This window comes from Nonomuraea sp. NPDC048892, from assembly GCF_040649735.1.
GTDB classification, from domain to species: Bacteria; Actinomycetota; Actinomycetes; order Streptosporangiales; family Streptosporangiaceae; genus Nonomuraea; species Nonomuraea maheshkhaliensis.
This window is the reverse complement of record NZ_JBEZFZ010000003.1, coordinates 12060-34988: the sequence shown is the minus strand read 5'-3', so window position 1 is coordinate 34988 and position 22929 is coordinate 12060. Positions and strand designations below refer to the sequence as shown.

General features: G+C 70.7%; 22 protein-coding genes and 4 tRNA genes. 10 read left to right on the top strand and 16 right to left on the bottom strand.

All coding sequences use genetic code 11. The annotated features are described in order from the left end of the window. Position 1 precedes the first annotated feature (1 nt). Positions 2-721, bottom strand: coding sequence for a PaaX family transcriptional regulator C-terminal domain-containing protein (locus tag AB0C28_RS09920; protein WP_358073613.1), 720 nt, complete (start codon positions 719-721; stop codon positions 2-4). Positions 722-751: 30 nt separating this feature from the next. Between AB0C28_RS09920 and AB0C28_RS09915 the strand changes: the two genes are divergently transcribed. The 3 genes from AB0C28_RS09915 (at position 752) to ligD (ending at position 4495) form a co-directional block, all read left to right on the top strand. Continuing rightward, on the top strand, positions 752-2422 hold the full coding sequence (locus AB0C28_RS09915) for an acyl-CoA dehydrogenase family protein (protein ID WP_358073612.1): 1671 nt from the start codon (positions 752-754) through the stop codon (positions 2420-2422). 65 nt (positions 2423-2487) lie between these two features. Further along, the gene (locus AB0C28_RS09910) at positions 2488-3237 is read left to right on the top strand and encodes a crotonase/enoyl-CoA hydratase family protein (protein WP_357845166.1); all 750 of its coding nucleotides are present in this window, start codon (positions 2488-2490) and stop codon (positions 3235-3237) included. Positions 3238-3289: 52 nt separating this feature from the next. Then, entirely contained in the window at positions 3290-4495 is a 1206-nt protein-coding gene (gene ligD, locus AB0C28_RS09905; protein ID WP_358073611.1) for a non-homologous end-joining DNA ligase, read from the top strand. 32 nt (positions 4496-4527) lie between these two features. On the opposite strand, the gene AB0C28_RS09900 is transcribed toward ligD, so the two are convergent. The 3 genes from AB0C28_RS09900 to AB0C28_RS09890 form a co-directional block, all read right to left on the bottom strand. Further along, positions 4528-5952: an FAD-binding oxidoreductase gene (locus AB0C28_RS09900; protein ID WP_357845307.1), complete on the bottom strand. Its 1425-nt coding sequence runs from the start codon at positions 5950-5952 to the stop codon at positions 4528-4530. A 72-nt stretch (positions 5953-6024) separates the two neighbouring features. Then, positions 6025-6918, bottom strand: a complete 894-nt coding sequence (locus tag AB0C28_RS09895) for an NAD(P)H-binding protein (RefSeq protein ID WP_358073610.1) — start codon at positions 6916-6918, stop codon at positions 6025-6027. A gap of 69 nt (positions 6919-6987) precedes the next feature. After that, positions 6988-7734: an IclR family transcriptional regulator gene (locus AB0C28_RS09890; protein ID WP_358073609.1), complete on the bottom strand. Its 747-nt coding sequence runs from the start codon at positions 7732-7734 to the stop codon at positions 6988-6990. Between the two features lie 69 nt (positions 7735-7803). Between AB0C28_RS09890 and AB0C28_RS09885 the strand changes: the two genes are divergently transcribed. Together AB0C28_RS09885 and AB0C28_RS09880 are read left to right on the top strand one after the other, a co-directional pair. After that, a complete protein-coding gene (locus AB0C28_RS09885; RefSeq protein WP_357845178.1) occupies positions 7804-8958 on the top strand; it encodes a 4-hydroxybenzoate 3-monooxygenase in 1155 nt (384 codons plus the stop codon). Positions 8959-8995: 37 nt separating this feature from the next. Then, the gene (locus AB0C28_RS09880; RefSeq protein ID WP_346108326.1) at positions 8996-9307 is read left to right on the top strand and encodes a DUF6401 family natural product biosynthesis protein; all 312 of its coding nucleotides are present in this window, start codon (positions 8996-8998) and stop codon (positions 9305-9307) included. Between the two features lie 32 nt (positions 9308-9339). Here the strand turns inward: AB0C28_RS09880 and AB0C28_RS09875 are convergent, their stop codons facing one another. The 3 genes from AB0C28_RS09875 to AB0C28_RS09865 form a co-directional block, all read right to left on the bottom strand. Next, entirely contained in the window at positions 9340-10122 is a 783-nt protein-coding gene (locus AB0C28_RS09875; RefSeq protein ID WP_357845310.1) for a hypothetical protein, read from the bottom strand. Positions 10123-10319: 197 nt separating this feature from the next. Beyond that, a complete protein-coding gene (locus AB0C28_RS09870; RefSeq protein WP_358073608.1) occupies positions 10320-11084 on the bottom strand; it encodes an aldolase/citrate lyase family protein in 765 nt (254 codons plus the stop codon). A gap of 115 nt (positions 11085-11199) precedes the next feature. After that, the gene (locus tag AB0C28_RS09865; protein WP_358073607.1) at positions 11200-12120 is read right to left on the bottom strand and encodes an aldo/keto reductase; all 921 of its coding nucleotides are present in this window, start codon (positions 12118-12120) and stop codon (positions 11200-11202) included. Between the two features lie 196 nt (positions 12121-12316). On the opposite strand from AB0C28_RS09865, the gene AB0C28_RS09860 reads away from it, so the two are divergent. The 3 genes from AB0C28_RS09860 to AB0C28_RS09850 are packed head-to-tail and all read left to right on the top strand — an operon-like array spanning position 12317 to position 15524. Beyond that, positions 12317-13747, top strand: a complete 1431-nt coding sequence (locus AB0C28_RS09860; protein ID WP_358073606.1) for a four-carbon acid sugar kinase family protein — start codon at positions 12317-12319, stop codon at positions 13745-13747. Further along, positions 13744-14742, top strand: coding sequence for a 4-hydroxythreonine-4-phosphate dehydrogenase PdxA (gene pdxA / locus AB0C28_RS09855; RefSeq protein WP_357845193.1), 999 nt, complete (start codon positions 13744-13746; stop codon positions 14740-14742). The genes AB0C28_RS09860 and pdxA overlap by 4 nt, the downstream gene beginning before the upstream one ends. Positions 14743-14747: 5 nt before the next feature. Continuing rightward, positions 14748-15524 carry a DeoR/GlpR family DNA-binding transcription regulator gene (locus AB0C28_RS09850; protein ID WP_358073605.1) on the top strand — a complete coding sequence of 259 codons (777 nt, stop codon included), beginning with the start codon at positions 14748-14750 and terminating at the stop codon, positions 15522-15524. Positions 15525-15748: 224 nt separating this feature from the next. On the opposite strand, the gene AB0C28_RS09845 is transcribed toward AB0C28_RS09850, so the two are convergent. From AB0C28_RS09845 to AB0C28_RS09805, 9 genes are all read right to left on the bottom strand, one after another. Continuing rightward, a complete protein-coding gene (locus AB0C28_RS09845; protein WP_358073604.1) occupies positions 15749-16147 on the bottom strand; it encodes a hypothetical protein in 399 nt (132 codons plus the stop codon). A 59-nt stretch (positions 16148-16206) separates the two neighbouring features. Next, positions 16207-17055 (bottom strand): helix-turn-helix transcriptional regulator, encoded by an 849-nt coding sequence (locus AB0C28_RS09840; RefSeq protein WP_358073603.1) that lies wholly within the window; start codon positions 17053-17055, stop codon positions 16207-16209. 14 nt (positions 17056-17069) lie between these two features. After that, positions 17070-17522 (bottom strand): DUF6879 family protein, encoded by a 453-nt coding sequence (locus AB0C28_RS09835; RefSeq protein WP_357845201.1) that lies wholly within the window; start codon positions 17520-17522, stop codon positions 17070-17072. Positions 17523-17867: 345 nt separating this feature from the next. Further along, a tRNA-Val gene (locus tag AB0C28_RS09830) sits at positions 17868-17942 on the bottom strand. A 19-nt stretch (positions 17943-17961) separates the two neighbouring features. Beyond that, positions 17962-18033: transfer RNA gene (locus tag AB0C28_RS09825), tRNA-Gly, on the bottom strand. Positions 18034-18084: 51 nt separating this feature from the next. Beyond that, positions 18085-18155 (bottom strand) — tRNA-Cys (locus AB0C28_RS09820). Positions 18156-18170: 15 nt separating this feature from the next. Beyond that, positions 18171-18242, bottom strand: a tRNA-Gly gene (locus AB0C28_RS09815). Positions 18243-18333: 91 nt separating this feature from the next. Further along, on the bottom strand, positions 18334-20607 hold the full coding sequence (locus AB0C28_RS09810) for an N-acetylmuramoyl-L-alanine amidase (protein ID WP_358073602.1): 2274 nt from the start codon (positions 20605-20607) through the stop codon (positions 18334-18336). Between the two features lie 65 nt (positions 20608-20672). Continuing rightward, a complete protein-coding gene (locus AB0C28_RS09805) occupies positions 20673-21281 on the bottom strand; it encodes a TetR/AcrR family transcriptional regulator (protein WP_357845207.1) in 609 nt (202 codons plus the stop codon). Between the two features lie 57 nt (positions 21282-21338). Here AB0C28_RS09805 and AB0C28_RS09800 point away from each other — a divergent pair, with 57 nt between their 5' ends. Continuing rightward, positions 21339-22145, top strand: coding sequence for an ABC transporter ATP-binding protein (locus tag AB0C28_RS09800; RefSeq protein WP_357845210.1), 807 nt, complete (start codon positions 21339-21341; stop codon positions 22143-22145). Beyond that, a complete protein-coding gene (locus AB0C28_RS09795) occupies positions 22135-22896 on the top strand; it encodes an ABC transporter permease (protein ID WP_357845213.1) in 762 nt (253 codons plus the stop codon). The genes AB0C28_RS09800 and AB0C28_RS09795 overlap by 11 nt, the downstream gene beginning before the upstream one ends. Positions 22897-22929 lie beyond the last annotated feature (33 nt).

Genomic DNA, 22929 nt, shown 5'->3' with positions numbered 1-22929 from the left:
CTCAGCCGTCGAGGTGGTGGCGCAAAACCTCGCGGTAACGGCGGTCGAAGTCGTCGTAGACCGCCCGCAGCTCGGCCCCGGGCCAGCCGTCCGGCAGCAGTTCGCGCGGCAGGAGCGGGTCGGCCAGCAGGTGACGCAGCACCGCGGCCGAGACGAGGAACCCCACGGCCAGCCCCTCGGCCCGGCCGAGTGCGCGTTCCAGCCGGCGCGCCTCGCTCGCCCAGCCGTCCAGGTCCCACAGCAGGGGCGTGGGGTCGTCGTGCGGGCGGCCGTCGATCAGCGTGCACTGCGCCGTGACGATCTCCGGCCAGGTCCGCGCCAGGTTCGCCGGGCGCATCCAGGTTCCCTCGCGCAGCTCGGCCAGGCGTAGCGCGAGCATCGCGTGCCGGAACGCGGCCCGCTCGGCCGGAGCCCGCCGCTCCGCGGTGACCACGGCCACCTCCCACGTGCCGTCCCACGGCTTCGGATGCGGGTCGCGGCTCTCGTCCTGCCTGGCCTGACGCTCGACCAGCCGCTGCGACAGCGTGTACTGGCCGTCGGACTGGAGCAGGTCGCCCGCGGCCAGCATGCGTGACAACGCCACCCTGACCGTGCCCTCGGCGATGCCGAACAGCGCGCCGATGCGCACCAGGTGGCGGGCCGGCAGCCGGGGCGGGTGACTGCCGAGCAGCGCGCTCAGCACCGCGGAACGCGCGCTCAGTGTGGTATTACGCTCTTCCATCGCGTGTCGAGTATATGTAACACTCGCGGTATGGGCCGGTATCTCATCGAAGCTTTCGACCGCGGCGAGCGCAGCGACCGCTACGCCACCGAGCGTTACCAGGGCGCGGCCGGTCGCAACTGGTGGCGCTGCGACCCCACCCTGCGCCTGCTCATGCGCCGCCACCTGGGCGACGGGCTCGCCTGGGCCGAGCCGCACCTCGACGCGCTGGGCGAGCTGACGGGCGGGCTCGTCGCCGAGTGCGCCGAGGAGACCGACAGGAACCCGCCGCGGCTGGAGAAGTACGACAAGTGGGGCAGAGACGTCAGTCAGGTCGTCATGCCGCCGTCGTTCCACACCGCCCGGCAGGCCCTGATGGGCGCGAACTTCACTTCGCCCTCCTTCGCCGAACAGGCCAGGACACACGGGGCCGATCCGGCCGCGCTCGGCGCCGCGTGGACGTACCTGCTCGATCAGGCCGACATCGGCATGGGCTGCGCGCTCGGCACGGGCGGGGACATGGTGGTCTCCCTCGCCGAGAAGCACGCGCCCGAGGACGTACGCGATCGGGTACGGGAGATCTTCGCCAACGGCTACTACTCCGGCGAGGCCGCTCAGATGTTCACCGAGCGCAGCGGCGGGTCCGACCTGGCCGCGCTGGAGACCGAGGCGGTGCCCGCGGGCGACGCGTGGCTGTTGTCCGGGTTCAAGTGGTTCGCCTCCAACGCCAACGGTTCGGCGTTCGTGGTGCTGGCCAGGATGCCGGGCGGGGCCGTGGCGCCGTTCCTCGTCCTGTGGGAGCGGCGCGACGGCAGCCGCAACGGCGTGCGCATCCGCCGGCTGAAGGACAAGCTCGGCACCAGATCGGTCGCCTCCGCTGAGGTGGAGTTCGAGCGGGCGGAGGCGTTCCTGCTGGCAGGAACCGGCTCCGGCGAGGGCTCCGGCCTCGGCACCATGATGAAGCTCACCAACGCCTCCCGGCTCGGCGTGGCCATGATGGGCGTCGGCGTGGCCAGGCGCGCGCTGGTCGAGACGATCTGCTACGCCCGCTCACGCGAGGCGTTCGGCAGGCCGCTGATCGAACAGCCGCTCATGCGCCGCCGCCTGGGTGAGCTGATCGTCGAGGTCGAGGCGGCGCAGGCGCTGGTGTTCGACGGCCACGTCGGGCCCCGGCTGCGCCTGGCCCCCGCCTTGATCAAGCTGCGCACCGCCCGGCTCGGCGTGACCGCGGCCAGCGACGCGATCGAGGTGCACGGGGGCAACGGCTACATCGAGCAGTGGCCGGTGGCCCGGCTGCTGCGCGACGCCCAGGTCAACCCGATCTGGGAGGGTGGCGACAACATCCTCTGCCTCGACGTGCGCCGCGCCATGCTCAAGGAACGCGCCCACCTGCCCTTCCTCGACCACCTGCGCGCGCTGGCCACCTCCGACCTGGTGCGCGGGCGCGTGGACGACCTGACCAAGGCGATCGAGGCGTGGTCCGCGCTGGAGCACGCGGTGGCGGAGGAGCGGCTCTATCCGCTGGCGCAGTTCATGGCCGACGTCTACGCCGCCGCGCTGCTGGAGGACCAGGCCACGTGGGGGCTCGACGACGGGCGCAAGTCTTTGGTGGCCCGCCTGTACGCCGAGGCCCACCTGGCCGACCAGGGCCCGCTGCGCGGGATCGACCGCCCGGCGGAGGACCCGTTCGACGAGCTGCTGGGAGGCGCGGTCAGCCTCTGAGGCGGCGTCACTGGCCGTGGACAAGGTGAAAGCGTACGCTCGGCAGGTTCCCCGAGGAGGATCTCATGACCGTACGCGTGGAACGCCGCGGCCCCGTCACCACGGTGGTGCTCAGCAGGCCGGAGGCGCGCAACGCCGTCGATCGCAAGACCGCCGACGCCCTGACCGGGGCGTTCAGGGACTTCGAGGACTCCGACGCCGACGTGGCGGTGCTGTGGGGCGAGGGCGGCACGTTCTGCGCCGGCGCCGACCTCAAGGCGCTCGACAACCACGTCGGCGAGGAGGGCGACGGGCCGATGGGCCCGACCAGGATGCGGCTGAGCAAGCCGGTCATCGCCGCCGTCGCCGGGCACGCCGTGGCCGGCGGGCTGGAGCTGGCCCTGTGGTGCGACCTGCGGGTGGCCGAGGAAGATGCCGTGTTCGGGGTGTTCTGCCGCAGGTGGGGAGTGCCGCTGATCGACGGCGGCACCGTACGGCTGCCGCAGCTCATCGGCTCCTCCCGCGCCATGGACATGATCCTCACGGGACGGCCCGTCGAGGGGCCGGAAGCCTACGCGTGGGGGCTGGCCAACCGGCTCGTGCCTACCGGCACCGCCCGCGCCCACGCCGAGGAGCTGGCCGCGCGGATCGCCGCGTTCCCGCAGGCGTGCCTGCGCGGCGACCGCATGTCGGCGCTGGAGCAGGACGGGATGGCGGAGGCGGAGGCGATGCGGAACGAGCTGCGGCACGGGCTGGTGTCGCTGCCCGACGCCTCCGAGGGTGCCGCCCGCTTCGCGGCGGGCGCGGGCAGGCACGGCTCCTTCCTGAACCCCTGACCTCGGCGTACGGCTTCCCAAGATTGTCGGTGGCCGCGCGTATCGTGACCGTATGCCTGACATCATCGAGGTCGCCGGGCGCGAGGTCCCCATCACCAGCCCCGGCAAGGTGGTCTTCCCGCAAACCGGCCACACCAAGCTCGACCTGCTCCGGTTCTACCGGAGCGTGGGCGAGGCGGCGTTGCGCGGCGTCCACGGCCGGCCCATGGTGCTCAAGCGGTTCGTGCACGGCATCGAGCAGGAGGCGTTCTTCCAGAAGCGGGCGCCGGCCAAGCGGCCCGACTGGATCGAGGTGGCCGAGCTCAAATATCGGTCGGGGCTCAGCGCGGAAGAGGTCGTCTGCACCGACCTGGCGCAGCTCCTGTGGGTGGTCAACCTGGGCTGCGTCGACCTCAACCCCCATCCGGTACGCTCCGACGACCTGTCCAGGCCCGACGAGCTGCGCATCGACCTCGATCCCGTGCCCGGCGTCGGGTGGGCCGACGTGCTGGCCACGGCGCAGGTGGCGCGCGAGGTGCTGACCGATCACGGGCTGGTCGCCTGGCCCAAGACGTCCGGATCGCGCGGGTTCCACGTCTACGCCCGGATCGAGCGGCGCTGGCCGTTCACGAAGGTGCGCAAGGCCGCCGAGACGGTGGCCCGCGAGGTCGAGCGGCGCGCCCCCGGCCTGGCCACCAGCCGCTGGTGGAAGGAGGAGCGCCACGGCGTGTTCGTCGACTTCAACCAGAACGCCTACGACCGCACGGTGGCCTCCGCCTACTCGGTGCGCGCGGTGCCTGACGCCCGCGTGTCCACCCCGCTGACCTGGGACGAGGTGCCGGGGTGCCGGCCCGACGCGTTCACCATCGAGACCGTGCCCGAGCGGCTGGCCGAGCTCGGCGACCCCTGGGAGGACCTCGACCTGCATCCCGGCTCGCTCGACGGGCTGCTCGCCCTGGCCGAGGAGCTCGGGCCTGCGCCCAAGCCGCCCAAGGGCAGCGGGCGCAGGCAGCAGACGATGCCGGTGATCGAGATCGCCAAGGCCGAGCACAAGGACGAGGCGATGGCCGGGTTCGAGCGGTGGAAGGCCCGCCACCCCGAGGCCGCGGCCCGGCTGGAGCCCGCCGACGTGCTGGTCGACGGGATGCGCGGGCGCAGCAGCGTGTGGTACCGGATCCGGGTCAACCTCCAGCACGTGCCCGAGGAGGAGCGGCCTGAGCAGGAGGCGCTGGAGGTCGACTACGACCCGTGGCAGGGCGGCGGCGGCCCGGCGAGCTGAACGCACGCCGGTCCGGGGCGTGAGCGGGGCGTTCAGCGGCCGGAGATCAGGTTGGCCAGGTGGGCGTAGGCGGAGGTGGTCGTGCCGCGTTCGTTCTCGTGCCGGTCGGCGGCCCTGAACAGGGTGTAGATGAGCTGCACCCCGGTCCACCGCAGCGGCTCGGGCTCCCACTGCCGCACCTGACGCCCCACCCAGGGCAGGCCCGTCAGCGCGGTGTCGCGGCGCAGCACCAGGTCGCGCAGCGTGCGGCCGGCCAGGTTCGCCGTGGTGACGCCGCTGCCCACGTACCCGCCCGCCCAGCCGAGGCCGGCCGCGTGATCCAGGTGCACCGTCGAGCACCAGTCGCGCGGCACCCCGAGCACGCCGCACCAGGCGTGCTCGATCCGCGCGTCGGCGGCGGCGGGGAAGAGCTTGACCAGCATCCGCCAGAGCAGCGCGACCGTCTGCGCCTGGGTGGCCCCCCGGTCGTCGGTACGCGAGCCGTACCGGTACGGCACTCCCCGCCCGCCGATCGCGATCCGGTCGTCGGCTGTGCGCTGCGCGTAGACGTAGGCGTGCGCCTCGTCCTCCAGCAGCTCGCTGCCGTGCCAGCCGATGTGCTTCCAGACGTCCGGCGGCAGCGGCTCGGTGACGATCATGGAGCTGTTCATCGGCAGCCACTGGCGGTGCTGGCCGGTCAGGCTCGCGGTGAAGCCCTCGGTCGCGCGGATGACGTAGCCGGCCGTGACGACGCCGCGCGTGGTGACCGCGGCGGCCTTCCCGCCGCGAGCGGCGTCCCTGGGCAGGATCTCGGTGACCGTGGTGTCCTCGAGGATGTCCACCCCCAGCCCCTCCACCACGCCGGCCAGCCCGACGGCGAGCTTGGCCGGCTGGATGCGGGCGCAGTGCGGCGAGTACGACGCCTCCAGCGCCCCCGCCACCTGCAGCCGTTCGCGCTGCTCGTCACGTTCCATCAGCCGCACGTCGTCCGCGCCGTATCCCCACGCGCGCAGGTCGGCGACGCCGGCCCGCAGCCGCCGCCGCTGGGCCGGGTTGGTCGCGACGTGGATCAGCCCGCCCTTGTGCACGTCGGCGTCGATGCCCTCCGCGCGGGCCACCTCGATGACCTCGTCGACAGACCGGAACATGGCGTGCTGCAGGTCGATCATGGCCTGCCGCCCGCGCGCCCTGGCATGCCGCTTGCGTGACCCGGCGAACTCGGCCGACAGCCACCCGCCGTTGCGGCCCGACGCCCCGAACCCGGCGAACTCCTTCTCCAGGATCGCGATCCGCAGGCCGGGCTCGGCCCGCTTCAGGTAGTACGCGGTCCACAGGCCGGTGTAGCCGCCGCCCACGATGGCGACGTCGTAGTCACGCGGCCCCGGCAGCGCCGGCCGCCGCGTGGGCAGGCCGATCTGCCGATACCAGAAGGAGACGCCGCCGTTGGCGAAGTCCTTGGTCAGCGGGATGCCTTTCATCACCGAACACATTGTCTAGTAACAGCTCAGGGGCCTACAAGTCGGCGAAGTGTAATGAAACCGGGTGCCTGGCTAGCTTCGTGTCGGGCGTTCATACCCCTCGTCGCCTCCGTATACGCGCAGGTCAGGATCCTGCTCCGGCTGCGTGGCCGGGCTGGTGGGCGAGGCGGTGTGCTCGGAGGCGAAGTCGTCCGAGAGGATCGGCTCGGGCGGCAGCAGGTAGTCGTGCCAGGTGATCACACCTTGGGGCAGGGCGTCGGTGAGCAGCAGGCCCGCGCGCTGGGCCGCGTACAGGCGGCCCGGATAGCGGACGGGCACGCACGGCCGGCGCAGGCCCTGCGCCCGCAGCCAGGTCTTGACCAGCGTCTCGGTGTCGATCACCTCGGGGCCGCCGAACTCGATCTCCCTGCCCTCGGGCCCGGCGCTGAGCAGCGCGGCGGCGCGCGCGGCGACCTCGCCCGTGTGCACCGGCTGCCAGGGCAGCGAGCGGTCCACGGGCAGCGCGGGCAGCGACGCGAAGCCGCGCAGCCGTTGGTGCAGCCACTGGTGGAACGGGGTGAGGCGGAGGATCGTCCAGTCCAGGCCGCACTCCGTGACCAGGCGCTCGGCCTCCAGCTTGTGACGCAGGTGGCCGTGGGCGGCCCGGTCGACCCCGACCATGGAGGTCAACAGCACGTGCGGCCGCCCGGCCTCCCTGGCCAGCAGGAGCAGGGTCCTGGTGCCCGGCACGTCCACCGCGCCGCGCCCCTTGCGGCCGCTGGTGGCCAGGTGCGCGATCGCGTCCACGTCCCGTACGGCCTCCTCGACGCCCTTGCCGGAGATGAGGTCGCCCCACATCCACTCGACGTTCCCGCGGTCCTCCCGCTTGGCCCGGCTCAGCGCCCGCACCTCGTGACCCGCCTTGAGCAGGGCGGGCACCAGTGCGCCGCCCAGCGTGCCGGTGGCTCCCGTGACCAGAATCCGCATGTCGGGACCCCTACCCGCCACAATCCAGAAATGTCAGCGAAGCGCATCCCGGCCTCTGGTCCTGCGCGATCACCCGTAGGCGCGGGCGATCCCGGTGGCGGCGGCGCGCAGCGGCTCGACCAGCCGGGGCAGCTCGCGGGCCCGCCGCGAGGAGAGCACGATGCCCAGCGCCGCCACCGGCCGCCCGTCCACCAGGACCGGCGCCGCCGCCGAGCACGAGCCCAGCGTCATCTCCTCGTGCGTCAGCGCGTACCCCTGCGCCCGCACCGCCGCCAGCTCCCTGGCCAGCCGACCCGGCTCGGTGATCGTGCGGGGTGTCGGGCGTTCGAGCGCGCGGGCCAGGTAGGACGTGACGAACCAGTCCGGCTCGTACGCCAGCAGCGCCTTGCCCACCCCGGTCGGATGCATCGGCAGCCGGCCCCCGATCCGCGACACGATCGGCACCGCCCGCCTGCCGTACACCTTGTCCACGAACAGCACCTCGACGCCGTCCCTGACCGCGAGGTGCACGTTCTCACCCGTCGAGCCGAACAGCTCCTGCAGCCACGGATGCGCCAGCTCCTGCAGCCGGTTGGGCGCGAGCCGGCCCAGCTCCCACAGCCGCTGCCCCACCCGCAGCCGCCCGTCGGGGGTGCGGCCGAGCGCCTGCCACTCCTCCAGCTCGCCCACCAGCCGGTGCGCCGTGCTCAGCGGCAGTCCGCTGCGCGCGGCCAGCTCGGTGAGCGTGAGCTGCGGATGCGCGGCGTCGAACGCGCCCAGAATGGCCAGCACCTTGGACGTCACTGTCCGTCCCGGTTCGCGGGATCCGCCTGACATGAGCGCTATTCTTCCACTCAATGGAAGCAGCCTCTCGGCGATACGCCGCCTTAGGCAGATGCTTCCCTCATGCGAACTCAGGTTGGGATTATCGGGGCTGGCCCCGCTGGTCTGCTTCTGTCCCACTTGCTCCACCTGCGCGGCATCTCCTCCGTGGTGCTGGAGAAGCGCAGCCGGGACTACGTCGAGCGCCGCGTCCGCGCCGGCGTGCTGGAGCAGGGCACGGTCGACACACTGGTGGAGGCGGGCGTCGGCGAGCGTATGCTGCGCGAGGGGCTGCCGCACCACGGCATCGAGCTCAGGTACGGGGGCCAGGGCCACCGCATCGCGTTCGACAAGCTCGTGCCGGGCCGGGCCATCACCGTGTACGGGCAGCAGGAGGTGGTCAAGGACCTCATCGCGGCCAGGCTCGCGGCGGGCGGCGACGTGCGGTTCGAGGTCGAGGACGTGGCCGTGCACGCGCTGGAGTCGGAGCCGTACCTGACCTTCGGCGGCGAGCGGCTCGACTGTGACGTGATCGCCGGCTGCGACGGCTTCCACGGGGTGTCCAGGCCGTCCATCCCCGAGGGCGTTCTGAGCGTCTTCGAGCGGGAATATCCGTTCGCCTGGCTCGGCATCCTGGCCCGCGTCGCGCCCTCGTCGGACGAGCTCATCTACGCCAGGAACGAGCGCGGCTTCGCCCTGCACAGCATGCGCTCGCCCTCGGTCAGCCGCTTCTACCTGCAAGTTCCCGCCGATGCCGAGCTGGGGGAGTGGCCGGACGAGCGCATCTGGGCCGAGCTCAAGGCCCGGCTGGAGACCGTGCCCGGCTTCGAGCTGACCACCGGCGAGATCATGGAGCGGGGCATCACGCCGATGCGGGCGTTCGTGGCCGAGCCGATGCAGTACGGGCGGCTCTACCTGGCCGGGGACGCCGCTCACATCGTGCCGCCGACCGGCGCGAAGGGGCTCAACCTGGCCGTGGCCGACGTCAGGGTGCTCACCGAGGCGCTGGACGCGTACTTCTCCGGCGGCTCCGACGAGCTGCTCCAGGGCTACTCGCAGGCGTGCCTGAAGAGGGTGTGGCGGGCCCAGCACTTCTCGTGGTGGATGACGACGCTGCTGCACACGTTCGAGGAGGACGACCCGTACGCGCGGCGGCTGCAGCTGTCGTACCTGGACTACGTGACCTCCTCGGAGGCGGCGGCCACGACGCTGGCGGAGAACTACGTCGGGCTGCCGTGATGGCCTCTGACCTTGGGAAATGCTTTACAGTGTTGGGGTGGTCTTTGAGGACGGATGGGCGGCTTCGCCCCTGCGCTGGCTCATGAACACCCTGGGCGACGCGCAGCTCGCCATGATGGTCGAGCACCCCGGCATGGTCGCGGCGGTCGACCAGCACGCGGCGGTGCTGCGCGACGCGATCCCGCTCGATCGCGAGACGCTGGGCGACTATCTGCTCGGCTTCCTCGACGAGCTGCGGCACCGGGGCTGGGCCTTCACCGGCGAGCCGGACGCGCCGTCGCTGCGGCTGACGGCGGTGTGCTGGCTCACCCGCGAACTGGACCTCCTGGACGGCGCCGCCCCGGCCTGACACGGTGCGGCGCCGCCGTTTCGAGCCGGCGGTCAGCCGGGAGGCATGTCGGAGCGGTGGGCTCCGCCGCCCTGCGCCGACCTGATCGGCGCCGTCTCCTCCGTCATCGACCGGGCGTCCTCACGCCCTCGCTGGTACGCCTCCGCGTGCGCCCTGGCCTGCGGGGCCTCCTGCTCGATGCGGCTCAGCCAGCGCTCCCAGCGCTGCTGCATGGGCCGGACGAGCCCGCCCCCGACGCCGATCGCCGCGATCGCCCCGATGGTGGCGAGCACCGTGATCAGGACCGGGGTCGTGACCGCCGTGGCAACGCCGATCTGGTTGAGCGCCGCGATGATGCCGAGCGCCCAGATGAACACCGCGGCCACGGTCGCCAGGAAACGGCCGTAGGACAGGCCGCCGAGCGCGCCGGACAGGATGTCCCTGACGGCCTTGGCCACCGCACCGGCCACCACGATGATCACGATGGCCACGATCGCCTGCGGCAGCCAGGCCACCACACCGGCCAGCAGCGTCGAGACCGGGTTGGGGCCGAACACGTTGAAGGCTATCTGCAGCGTGATCAGCAGGATCGCGTAGAAGACGATCTTGGCGAGCAGGCTGCTGGCGTCGTACTTGCTGCGTTCCAGCCACCGCCGCACGCCGCTGCGCTCCACCGCCCGGTCGAAGCCGACTCGCTCAAGTACCTTGTCGACGAGCTTCTCCAGGGCTTTGGCCACGATCCACCCGATGATGAGAATCACCAGGAACGCGATCAGCCGCGGAACGAACGTGGCTATCTGCCGCCAGGCATCCGATATGCCTTGGCCTATGTCGATGTCCATAGTTTCCTCCTCTGAGGAGCCAATGCATCGGCGCTACCCGGGCTGAAACGGTATATACACGCAGAGCTACCAAAGTTCGCACAAGGCGATATACCTCCCCAGGCAGGGGCATGCAGTCGCAATCCCGGCGCAATGCCGGCCTGCGAGCGTGGCGGCGAGGTGGGGGCGCCGGGCCTGGCAACCCCGGAGGATCAGCCGCCCTTCGCGGCCTTCAGATGTGCCGCCGCGGCCTGCTCCATATGAACGAGGTCGGAGGCCACAGTCGCGAATGTGAAGCCCTCCGCCAGCCGCCGGGCGGCCTGCTCCCCGCCTGGGTTGTGGATGCCGGCCGCGATGCCCGCCGCCGCGGCGGCCGTACGGATTCGCTCCAGCGCCGCCTCGAAGGCGTCGGCCACCGCCGGGTCGTTGGGGAAGCGCCCGCCCACGGCGAGGCACAGGTCGGAAGGGCCGACGTACACGCCGTCGAGGCCCGGCGTGGCGCAGATCTCGTCGATGTTCTCCAGCCCGCCGGCCGTCTCGATCATCGCCAATACCACCACGGTCTCATCCGCCTCCGCCGGCGTGGGCCCGATGCGCAACGAGGAGCGCATGGGCCCGTACGAGCGACGACCGCCGGCGGGGTAGCGGGCCGCGGAGACGGCACCGGCGGCGTCCTCGGCCGTGTCGACCAGCGGCACGATCACGCCGCCCGCCCCGTAGTCGAGTGCCCGGCCGATCACGGCGGGATCTCCGGACTCCACCCGGACAATGCCGACAGAACGCCCGCCCGCGTCGATGGCCATGAGGTTGCTCAGCAGCCCCGCGTGGCCGATGAGCCCGTGCTGGCCGTCCAGCGTCACGTAGTCGTACCCCAGCCGGGCCAGGCGCTCGGTGGCGACGGGCGCGTCGAGAACCACCCAGTAGCCGACGCACTGTTCCCGATTACGGATCTTCCTGGCGAACTCGGCTGCGCTCATACGAAATCGATCTCCTCTACGGCGAGTACGGGAACGAGGTGAGTACGGCTCAACGGCTGCCCGCTCGCGCCGGGCGTACCGGTGAACGGTTGCAGGCGGGCCTCGTGCGTACAGCTCAACGGTTGTAGGCGGGCATCGGGCCGTGGAGCGACGCGCCCACCACGTCACAGGCGGCGGCCACGTCGGACGGCAGCGGCCCGGCCGCCAGCGCCTCCAGGTTGGCCCGCAACTGGTCGGGGCCGGAGGCGCCGAGCAGGACCGCGTTCACCACGGGCCGGCCCGCCAGCCAGCGCAGGGACAGCTCGGCGAGCGGCATCCCGGCCCGCCTGGCGATGTCGTCGAGCGTTTCGACCGCCTCGAAGAGCCGCGCGTCCCAGTAGCGCTCCCGGTACATCCCGGCCAGCCGGGAGTCGCCGAACCGGCCGCTCTCCGGCATGCGGTCGAAGCGGTGCCGGCCGGTCAGCAGGCCGCCACCCAGCGGGTTGTAGACCATGGTGCGCAGCCCGCTGGTCATGGCGAACTCGGCGTACTCGTCCTCGATCCGCCTGGCCACCAGGTTGTAGAGCTGCTGGGCCACCACGGGCGGGGGATCGATCCCGGCGATCTGCCAGGCGGCGTAGTTGGACACGCCCAGCTCGCCGATCTTGCCTTCCCGCTTCAGGTCGGCGACCGTGGCCAGGGTCTCCTCCAGCGGCGTGGCCCGGTCGGGCTGGTGCAGGTAGAACAGGTCGACGTGATCCACGCGGAGCCGCCGCAGGCTGGCCGTCAGCGCGTTCCGCAGCCCGCGTGGCGACAGCGGCGTGTATCCGCCGGCGTCCGGATGGGGCATGCCCGCCTTGGTCGCCAGCACGACCTGGTCGCGACGGCCGCGCAGCAGCTTGCCGAGGATCTCCTCGGCGGCGCCGCCCGCATAGCCGTTGGCCGTGTCGACCCCGGTGACCCCGGCGTCGAGGGCCAGGTCGAGCATCTTCCCGGCCGCGTCCGCGTCCACGGTGTCGCCGAAGGTCATGGTTCCGAGCACGGGCTCGGGATTCATCGAGCGTGTCCTTTCGCCGCCGGATGGACGTCGCCTGACTTGTATCCCCGCATGCTATCGAGCCCCACCTACCTAAACCTCGCACCGGGGACACGCCACGCGAGAACGGGCACCGCTTGCCGGCAACTCTGGCATAGCTGCGTACTCTGTGCAATGCTCAACGCGTGATTCGCGCAATTCGGTGGCCGGGGGAGACATGAGCGTGGGCTCGGCGTCCGTGCTCGCCCTGGCCGACGATCTGTCGGGGGCGGCCGAGACGGCGGCCGTGCTCATGTCCCACGCCGGCTCCGCGCTCATCGCCCTGTCCGGCCCGCCGTATCCGGCACAGGCACCCGTGCTGGTGGCCGACCTCGACAGCCGGCACCACCCCCAGACCTTTGACCTGGTACGGGAGGCGCTCAGGCACGCCGGGCGCCGCCGCGTCTTCGTCAAGATCGACTCCCTGCTGCGCGGGAACATCGCCGCCACGGTCGCGGCCTGCCTCGACACCGCCCCGGTGGTGCTCGCCCCCTCTCTCCCGTCCGCCGGGCGCACGGTGACGGGCGGGGTCCCGTACGTACGGGGAGTCCTGCTGCGCGAAACACGCACCTGGCGCGTAACCCCTACGCTCGCCACGGGCACATTCGCACAGCCAGCCCCCATCACGCCCACGGGAGCAATCGCGCAGTCTGCGCCCGCCACTGTCGAGGGCGCAGTCCCGGAACCCGCCCCCAGCACGGCCGATTGCCCGGTCACAGAACCACCCTCTGCCACGGCTGCGGGTACATCTGCGGCCGACCTCACCGGACCTGCCACCGTGGCGGACGCGCTCGGCGCGATGCCGTCCGTTCTCGTGCCGTTGAGCATCGTCCGGGCCGGGCACCGGATTCTGACGACCGCGATCACGGAGGCACGCGGCCGGGTGGCGGTGTGCGACGCGGAGACGGACGGCGACCTCGACGCGATCGTGGCGGCCGCACTCGACGCCGACCCGTCCACCCACCTGATCGGCGCCGGCGGCCTGGCCGCAGCCGTCGGCCGCACCCTCTCCCTCGACCCGCCGCCCAGCCCACATGACGACCCACCACCTGACCAGTTCCCTGGCCCGCCCTCGAACCCACCACCTGACCCACCACCCGACGCGCCCGCTTCGCGTCCCAGCGCCTCACCTCTGCTGGTAGTCGTCGGCACCGCGGAGCCCGGGGCGGCCGAGCAGGCCGCGTTGCTCGTCAGACACGGCGTAACCCCCATCCCCCTCACCGCGGCCGACCTGAACGAGCCCGAAGCCGCCGCCCGCCGGGTGCGGGACGTGCTGGCGCGACACGTCCCAGCCGTGCTGACCATGGTGGGCCCCGCCCCGCCGGCCTTGACCGCCACCCTGGGCGGAGTCGTCGCCCGAGCCATCGGCGACCAGCCCGCCGGCCTCGTCCTCACCGGCGGTGAGACCGCGAGACGCGTCCTCGACGCGCTCGGCGTCACTGAGCTGACCCCGCTGGGCCAGATCCACCACGGCGCGGTGCTCAGCCAAACCCCCCAAGGCCACCACGTGGTCACCAGACCGGGCAGCTTCGGCGAGCGTGACAGCCTCCTCCGCATAGCCGCCCATCTCGCCCCCCACCACTTCACCTCCGCAGAAAGGCTGACATGAGCACACCTCTGATCGCTCTCACCATGGGGGACGGCGCCGGCGTCGGCCCCGAGGTCATCATCGGCGCGCTGCTCGCCCCAGAGACGTCCGCGTTCTGCCGTCCGGTCGTCATCGGCGACGCCCGCCGCCTGCGCAGGGCCGCCGGGTTCGTCGGCGCGAGCCCCGAGGTGGTCGCCGTGGACGGCGTCGCCGACGCGGTGTTCGAGCCGGGCCGCGTCAACGTCATCGACCCGGGCCTGCTCCCCGACGACCTGCCATGGGGGCAGGTGTCGGCGGTCGCGGGCGGCGCGGCGTACGAGTACGTACGGCTGGCCAGCGAGCTGGCGATGTCCGGCCAGGTACAGGCGATCTGCACGGCCCCGCTCAACAAGGAGGCCCTGCACGCCGCCGGCCACCTCTACCCGGGCCACACCGAGCTGCTCGCCCACCTCACCGGCACCGAGGAGGTGTCGATGATGCTCTCGACCGCCAAGGTCAAGGTCATCCACGTCACCACCCACATCGGCCTGATCGACGCCGTCGCCCGCATCGAGCCGGGCCTGGTCGAGCGGACGATCCGGCGCGGCGAGGCCGCCATGCGCGGTTCCGGCCTCGTACGTCCCAAGATCGGCGTCTGCGGCATCAATCCCCATGCGGGGGAGAACGGCCTGTTCGGGTACGGCGAGGAGGAGGAGAAGATCGTCCCCGCCGTCGAACGCCTGCGCGCCGAGGGCATGGACGTGCACGGTCCGCTGCCCGCCGACACCGCGTTCTTCCTGGCCGGCCGGGGCGACTACGACCTCATCGTGGCCATGTACCACGACCAGGGCCACGGCCCCGTCAAGATCCTCGGCCTGGAGGCGGGCGTCAACATCACCGTCGGCCTGCCCGTGATCAGGACCTCGGTCGACCACGGAACCGCGTTCGACATCGCCGGCAAGGGCGTCGCGGACGCCGGTAGCATGATCGAGGCCCTCCGGCAGGCCGCCGAGCTGTCGTCCGCGCAAGGGTGGTGAGGCCGATGGGCCGTGCGGCACAGGCCAGACGCGACGAGATCGTCCACCTGGCCACCACCACCGGGCTGGCCAGCGTCGAGGAGCTGTCGGCCCAGCTGGGTGTGACGGCCTCGACCATCCGCCGTGACCTGGCCCATCTGAAGGCGGCGGGCCTGCTGGCCCGCACGTACGGCGGGGCGATGGCGGTGGTCACCCATCCAGAGGCGTCGCTGCGGCAGCGCATCGGGGAGGCGTTCGAGGCCAAGCGCGCCATCGCCGCCTGGGCCGCCGCCCAGATCCGTCCCGGCGAGACCGTCCTGCTCGACTCCGGCTCGACCACGGGCGCCCTGGCGCACGAGCTGCGCCACGCGGTGGACCTGACGGTGGCCACCACCGGCCTGAACGCCCTCCAAGAGCTGGCCGGGGCGACGGGCGTACACGTCGAATGCCTCGGCGGCACGCTCCGCCACGTGAGCCAGGGCTTCGTGGGCCCGCTGGCAGAGGCGGCGCTGAGCCGGATGACGTTCGACCGCGTCTTCCTGGGCGCCGACGGGGTCACGGCGGAGGAGGGGATCTGCGAGGCGAGCCTGCAGCAGACGCGCTTCAAGGAGCTGATGATGGAGCGCTCACGCCACATCTACCTGCTCGTCCACGCCGCCAAACTCGGCCGCCGCCCGTTCCACGCATGGGCCCGCATGCCGGACGCCTGGACTCTGGTCACGGACGCGTCGGCCACGGAGGAGTCGCTCAAACCGTTCACCGCGAAAGGCGTCAGAACGGTCGTCGTCACCACCCCGAGCTGAACCCTGGCTGGAATCGGCAAGGAGGCAGGCGGTCGACTGTATGTCATGTAGCCGTATCAGCAGCTCACGGGCGAGGGCGTGATGCATGTCGTCCTCGTCGAATCTGAGGACGGCGTTGCGTGCGAACGGCACCAGTGGCGGCAAGCCGGGAACGAACACGTCCGCCCCTGGCCACCCGATCACGTACGGATAGCGGAACGCCTCGGCGGGTTTGAAGGCGGCGCTCACGCGGACGCTCCGGCGTTGGCACGCCGGTTGACGAGCTGGGCGACCCGGGAGGGGTCGCTCTCCGGAACCATTTCCATCCTGTCGGTCAACGGCTCGGTCTCGTCGCCGACGTTCGCCAGAACAACCACGTAGCTGCCGGAGAGACGGCCGATGCTCGCGGTGGCGATCTCCCATCCGGCGTTCGCGTGGATGATCGGTTTCGGCGGATGCTGAAGCGTCTCGTCGCTCTCGTAAAGGGCGATCTTGCAGGCGTCGGCACGCCGCTTGATCAGTTGGGCGTTGACACCGGCCGGCATCAGATGCTCAAGAACCCGGTCGAGGGCGGTGTTCTGGACCGCCGCCTCCGCCTCCGAAATCGGCGTGCAGAGGAGTTCGTGCGATGTGTGTCCCGCCATGCCTCGACGGTAGGAGCCCAGAACCGAGGCTCTCAACAACCTTGCACGAGCTTGCAGGCCTACATGAAATTCTGTTGGGCGGCTTGGACAAGGCGCTTCGCCGGCGCACCTACAACGGACATGGCGGCCAGGTCAGTGAAGCCTTTGATGTACAAGCCGACCTCACTCGGCTGAGTCACGTTCACCGTGGCAGTCAGCAACTCGACCTGAACGAGGTTGTCGTCGAAGACGTTGAACGCCTCCAGCGTCCAGAGCCGGCGTGGTGCGGTCACGGGGATGATTCCTACGGAGGTCGACGGCAGCTTGGCCACAGCCAGGAGATGCTCAAGCTGAGCACGCATCACCGATGGGTCACCGATCTGATGCCTCAGTACTTGCTCTTCGAGCAGGAACTTGAAGCGGTATCCGGCTCGGCGAAGGAGGTCGTTGCGCGCCATTCGTGCGGCCACTGCCGCTTCCAGATCATCGGGAGCGTTATGGAAGTTGCCGAACATCTTCAACAACACCCACGCGTATTCGGGCGTCTGCAAGAACCCAGGTATGAGCTGCGAACAGTACACCCGGTGCAGACGCGTGCTCTCGTAGAGGGGAACCTTCGACTCCTGGAGCTGCCTGAGCCCGGTCCGATGAAGTCGCTTCCACTCCACGTACATGGACTCTGCCGTTCTCGACAATGAGAGCAGATCGTCCACCTGGTCTGTGGCGCCGCAAACCTGACACCACCTCCGGAGGTCTTCATCGGAGGGCAGGGTCTTGGCGTGCAGCAACCGAGATGACTTCGACTCATGCCAGCCCGCCGCGTCGGCCAGCGAGCGCCCGGTGCGGCCCGCGTCTCGCATGATTTCGCGAAGGCGTTCGGCGATGGCCAGGCGGACCTGTCGGGCGGACGAGTATGGCGAGCTGGGCATGGTCCCTATTGTGCTTATTCGGGCCGATACTCGGAATGGTCGGTTGATCGTTGCCAGACGGCCTCGAATGCTCTCAGGCATAGCTTGATCTGGGCAGGGTCGCTCGTCAGCTCCTCGCCGACGTACTGTCCGTCGCCGCCGAAGAGGGTGAAGCGCACAAGGTGTTCATCGAACACCCAAAAGTCGTTGCCCGGCAACATGAGATCCGATGCTCGGCTCCTTGGGAGCCACCGGACCTCTTCTCCGGCCGCGATATTGAGCGGCGATGTCAGTTCGTACTCGTACCGGATGAACGCGGTGACCGGCTCGGAAACGATCCTTGCTCGGCGCATGACCACACCGCGGGCCACCGTTCTGGCCACCTCGTCTCGCCACTCGTGCCAGTGGGTATCCACATCGATGATCCCGGTCTGCTGCCACTCGACGTAACAGGGATCGTCGGGGGTGCAGGTGTCCCCGGTCTCCAAGGGATCGGTGACTTCCCCAGCCTTGCAGCACGATGGAGCCGTCGGTTTCGTCCTTCCAGACCATCGGGCAGTTGTTGCCACCGCTGGTGTCGTCGATACCGATGAACCGTAGAGCCATGACTGACTCCGAGGACGCGAGTTTGCATGGACTTGCACACTCGTGCTTGAAGGGTTACTGGTGGGCCGTCAAGGGAGAGTAAGACTTACCGTCATCATTGGTGAGCACAAAGTGAGCGCCGGGCCGGCCCCAGTCGTGATCAACCACGGACAACAAAAGCCCCAGACTCTCGGCGTGTGCCGTGACCTGGGGCTGGAACTCCTGTTGACCACATTGGCGATGGAGTGTGGTGGACGATACTGGGATTGAACCAGTGACCTCTTCCGTGTCAGGGAAGCGCTCTCCCGCTGAGCTAATCGTCCGTATTGAGTTAAAACTCAGAGCGGAAGACGGGATTCGAACCCGCGACCCTCACCTTGGCAAGGTGATGCTCTACCACTGAGCCACTTCCGCGTGATGACGCTTCTTTACTTTACCGGATCCCGGAGGGTCCGCCGGTCATCGAGGTGGAGACGGGATTTGAACCCGTGTAGACGGCTTTGCAGGCCGCTGCCTCGCCTCTCGGCCACTCCACCAGGAGTCTTGCTCCGAGCGGAAGACGGGATTCGAACCCGCGACCCTCACCTTGGCAAGGTGATGCTCTACCACTGAGCCACTTCCGCGTGAAACTCCGGCGGCGTGCGCCGGGCCACGGGAAAACCATATCGTCTCCGCGGAGTGCCCGCGCGCACCGTCGGGGCCGTGGCCGGGAATTCAGCTGATCACGCGGACGTCGCCGGTCATGACGAACATCACCCGATGGCCGAGCTGGATCTGGTAATACCGCGTCTTGCCGGTGGTGGTGACGTGCTTGGACGCGCGGAAGGCGTTCGCGGCGTAGTACGAGCCGGTGATCGTGTCGCCCACCGTGTACGTCTGGCCCGGCTCGATCGTGTACTTGAGCGGTGTCAGGGCCTGGTAGGCCGCGCTCTTGTAGGCCGACTTCTCCGGGTACGCCCGCCCGTACACCTTCACCCGCCCCGACACGGGCGTCACCATGGGCCCCTTGGCGGGAATGGCGGTCGGGGCGGAGGCCGGGTTGTGGAACCACGCCTTCTGGCCCAGGTACCAGATGGCCGTCCAGTCGCCCTGCCGGGCCGCGACGGCGAAGCGCTGGCCGGTGGAGGCGCGGGCGCTGTGATCGTACACGCTGTACGTGCTCGGCTTGCCCGGGTGCTTGCCCAGGTCGGTGACGAGGGGAGCGGTGTGGCTGGGCGACTTGTGCAGCCAGACGGTGGCGGCGCCGTGGGCGGGGCAGGCCTGCTCGGGCTTCGTGGTGACGCAGCCGGTGAAGCGGGGGCGGTTGGTGGTGTACGACGGCCGGATGATGACCGAGTCACCGTCCTTGTCGCTGTCCTTCGCGGGCTTGAAGGGCTTGCCCATGAGGGCGAAGTAGTGGGCCCAGTCCCAGTAGGGGCCGGGGTCCTCGTGCATGCCGGCCACCGTCTGCGGGGTCGTGCCCGGTACGTTGTCGTGGCCGAGGATGTGGGCCCGGTTGAGCGGGATGTGGTACTTGGCGGCCAGGTGTTTGACCAGCCTGGCCGACGAGCGGTACATCGCCTCGGTGTACCAGGCGCCGGCCTTGGCCAGGTAGCCCTCGTGCTCGATGCCGATCGAGCGGGTGTTGACGTCCCAGTTGCCCGCGTGCCAGGCGATGTCGTTCGTCTTCACGTGCTGGGCGACATGTCCGTCACGGGAGCGGATCGTGTAGTGCCAGCTCACGTACTTGGGGTTGCGGATCATGGAGGGGATGCCCCCGTAGGAGCCCTCGGTGTCGTGGATGATGATGTAGTCGACCGAGCGGGTGCGGGCCAGGCGGTCGTGGTTGCCGTAGTCGCGGTCCTTCTTCTTGCCGAAGCGTTTGTACGCGGCGGGCATCCATTCGCAGGTGAGCGTGGACGGGCATTCGGCCTGGCCTGGCTTCTGCTGCTTCGGCAGGCCGGACAGGTCGGGCTCCGCCTCGCCGTCCCAGCCCAGATGCGGATCCAGGTCGAAGTTCAACGGGTCATCATCACCCAATGGCTCATCGTCCAGCGGCTCGTTGTCCGATGGTTCGTCGTCAGCGAACTCTTCGTCCGTTGAAGCGCGCGAGGTGCCGGCGGTGGCGTCTGACGTGTCGGTGGCGTGCTGCTCGGCGGTGGCGGGTGGGGCGTTCAGAGGGTCGGGTACGGCCGGGGCGGCGGCGGTTCCGGCTCGTTCGCTCGCCGCCGACTTCCCGCCCGGTGACAGGTTCACGGGGTCGAGTCGCACCAGATGTCCGTCATCGGTACGCCGCCGCACCCCTTCCCGCATCACCGCGAACACCTCGTCCGCGAACGCCTCCGCCGCCACCGGATCGTCCGTGCCCGCGTACCTGGCCACGGCTCCGTACCAGTCGGCCGGGTCGGAACTGGGCCGGTCCTGGTAGGAGGCGAGGAGTGCGGCGCCGGCGCGGATGTTGGCCGCCGGGTCGGTCCGCAGCCGGGCGGGCTCCACGCCGGCCAGGCGGCCGGCCTCGGGAAGAGTGGTGACAGGTGCGGCGGCGGAGTCCTGGGTCGTGCGTAGTGCGGCGTGCGGTGGGGGCGCGCCAAGTTCGGCGTGCGTACGGGACATCGGTCTCGCGTCGTCTCCCCGGGGGTCCCCGAGGGCGTCCCCGATCACGTGGCCGTGCCCGAGCGCGTCGGCGGGGAAGGCGTCGATCAGGTGCATCGGCCCGTAACCGCCCGCTGTGCTGGGCCGCCCGCCGTTAACGTCCCACCGCGACTCCAGGTAGGCCACCCCGAGCAGCACGCTCTCCGGCACCCCGAACTCCCGCGCGGCGGCGGCGAAATCGGCCTGCCGTCCTGAGGTCGTTGTCCCGGAGGTCGTCGCCCCTGAAGTCGTTCCGGCGGCTGCGGTCCCGAAGGCCGCCATCCCGGTGAGCGGATGCCGTCCAGGTACGGCGGGCGGGAGGGCGGCGGGTGTGGTGAGGGTGCCTGCGGCCAGGGCGGCGGCCAGCCAGAGGTGCATGAACATCTCCCCAGGAATGTCACGGAACAACTACTCACCGTAACCATGCCCCGGAAAGGGATGTGTCAGACGGGTCGGATGATACGCATGAGATCTGCCAGATCCGCTGCGAACTCGGCATCCCAGTCATCGACCGCCAGACGCCCCGCGAGCCGCCGGTGCGCGGGCAGATCGGCCCCCCGCCGCGTCCGCGACTCGTCCGAGGCGCTGGAGAAGCGCCCGTTCACCTCGGAGATCGCGAACCCCAGCACGAACGTGCTCACCAGTCGCTCGATCCTGGGTACGTCCGCCTCCGGCACCCCCGCGTCGAGCAGCGCCTGATAGATCAGATCCACCACGCGCACCCCGTCGGGCGTCACCGAGGCCCGGAAGAGCAGCAGCGGGAAGACCGCGGGATGCTCCCGGGCCAGCCGCCGGGTCGCCTGCGCGATCTCCGACAGCCGCTCCTGCCACGTGCCCGCCGCCTCGGACGGGGTCAGTCCGGTGAGCAGCCGCCCCACCAGGGCGTCGAGCAGCTCGTCCTTGTTGCGGAAATAGCCGTAGAGAGCCATGGGCGTCACCCCGACCCGCTCCGCCACGGCCCGCATGGACAGGGCGTCGAGCCCGCGTTCGTCGGCGATGGCGAGCGCCGCGTCGAGGATCTCCGGCTGCCGCGAGGTCTTGAGCTTCCGCACGGCATCAGTCTACAGTGTAGAGCAGTCTACGACGTAGACTGAGGGAGGCGGGTCGTCATGCTGACAGCCGAAGGACTGGTCAAGCGTTACGGCGGGGTCGTCGCGCTCGACGGCTTCGACCTGCGGGTCGAGCCGGGGGAGATCGCGGGCCTGGTCGGGCACAACGGGGCGGGGAAGACGACGTTCTTCGAGATCGCCGCCGGTCTCACCGCGCCGGACGCGGGGCGGGTGCGGGTCGGGGGCGACGTGGGGATGGCCCCGCAGCACCTCGCGCTCTACCCGAGCATCACCGTCCGCGAGACGCTGCGGCTCTTCGGCGGCCTGGCCGGGCTGCGCGGCCGGGCCCTGGCCGCGGCCGTCGAGGGCACGGCGGAGGAGCTGGCCCTCACCGAGGTGCTCGACCGGCGGGTCGGCCTGCTCTCCGGCGGCCAGCAGCGCCGCACGCAGGCCGCCACCGCGCTCCTGCCGGAGCCGGAGGTGCTGCTCCTCGACGAGCCCACCGCGGGCGCCGACCCCGAAACACGCGCCGCGCTGCTCGCCGCCGTACGCCGCCGGGCGCAGGGCGGGGCCGCCGTCGTCTACTGCACCCACTACCTGCCGGAGCTGACCGAGCTGGCGGCCACGGTCGCGGTGGCAGGGAACGGGCGGGTGATCGCCAGGGGTGCCGCCGCCGACCTGCTGCGGGACCTGCCGGGTGAGGTCAGGGTGACGGTGGAGGGCGCGGCGGAGATCGCCGTGGCGACCACCGATCCGACGGCCACCCTGGTCGAGTTGCTGCGCGGCCTCGACCGGCCCGTGCTCGGCATCGACATCCGCCGGCCGTCCCTCGACGACCTCTACCGGGAGCTGTCACATGTCACATGAAGCCCCGAGCCGCCCCCGCGCCTCACTGCGGCGGATCATCGTGCTGGCCGGGCACAACGTGTTGCTGCGACGGCGCGATCCCGCCCACTTCGTCAGCTACCTCGTCATGCCGATGGTGCTCATGCTCATCTTCAAGGGCATGCTCGGCGAGGCCACCCAGGCGGTGACCGGCCTGCTGGTGATGTTCTCGGTGTTGTCGATGGCCGACGTCGCCACCGCCACTCTCACCGAACGCACCTGGCACACCTGGGACCGCCTGCGTGCCACCCGCGCCAGGGTCCCCGAGATCATGATCGGCAAGGCGCTGCCGGTCTTCGGCGTGCTGGTCGTCCAGCAGACCGTGCTGCTGGCGTACGGGGTGCTCGTGGTCGGCCTGCGCCCGGCGGGACCGCTCTGGCCGCTCGCGCTGGCCGTGGCCGCGTGGTGTTTCGCGTTGCTGTGCGTCGGCACGGCCGTCGCCGCTGTCGTACGCAGCCAGGGCGGGCTCAGCACCCTGTGCAACATCGTCGCCCTGTCGGTCAGCGCGCTGGGCGGGGCGCTGGTCCCGTACGCGCTGATGCCCGCCTGGGCGCAGGCCGTCGCGCCGCTCTCGCCCGGCTACTGGGCCACGACCATGCTGCAGGCCGCCGTCAGGGGTGACGTGGCGGGCACGGCCGGTCCCGCGGCGGTGCTGGCCGGGCTCGGCGTGGCCGCCGGCGCGTTCGCCTGCCGGCGCTTCGGCCAGGGCTGGGGCCGTTCCGCGACCCTCTGACGTGAGGCTGGGGTCGTTCCGGAGCCCTCTGAC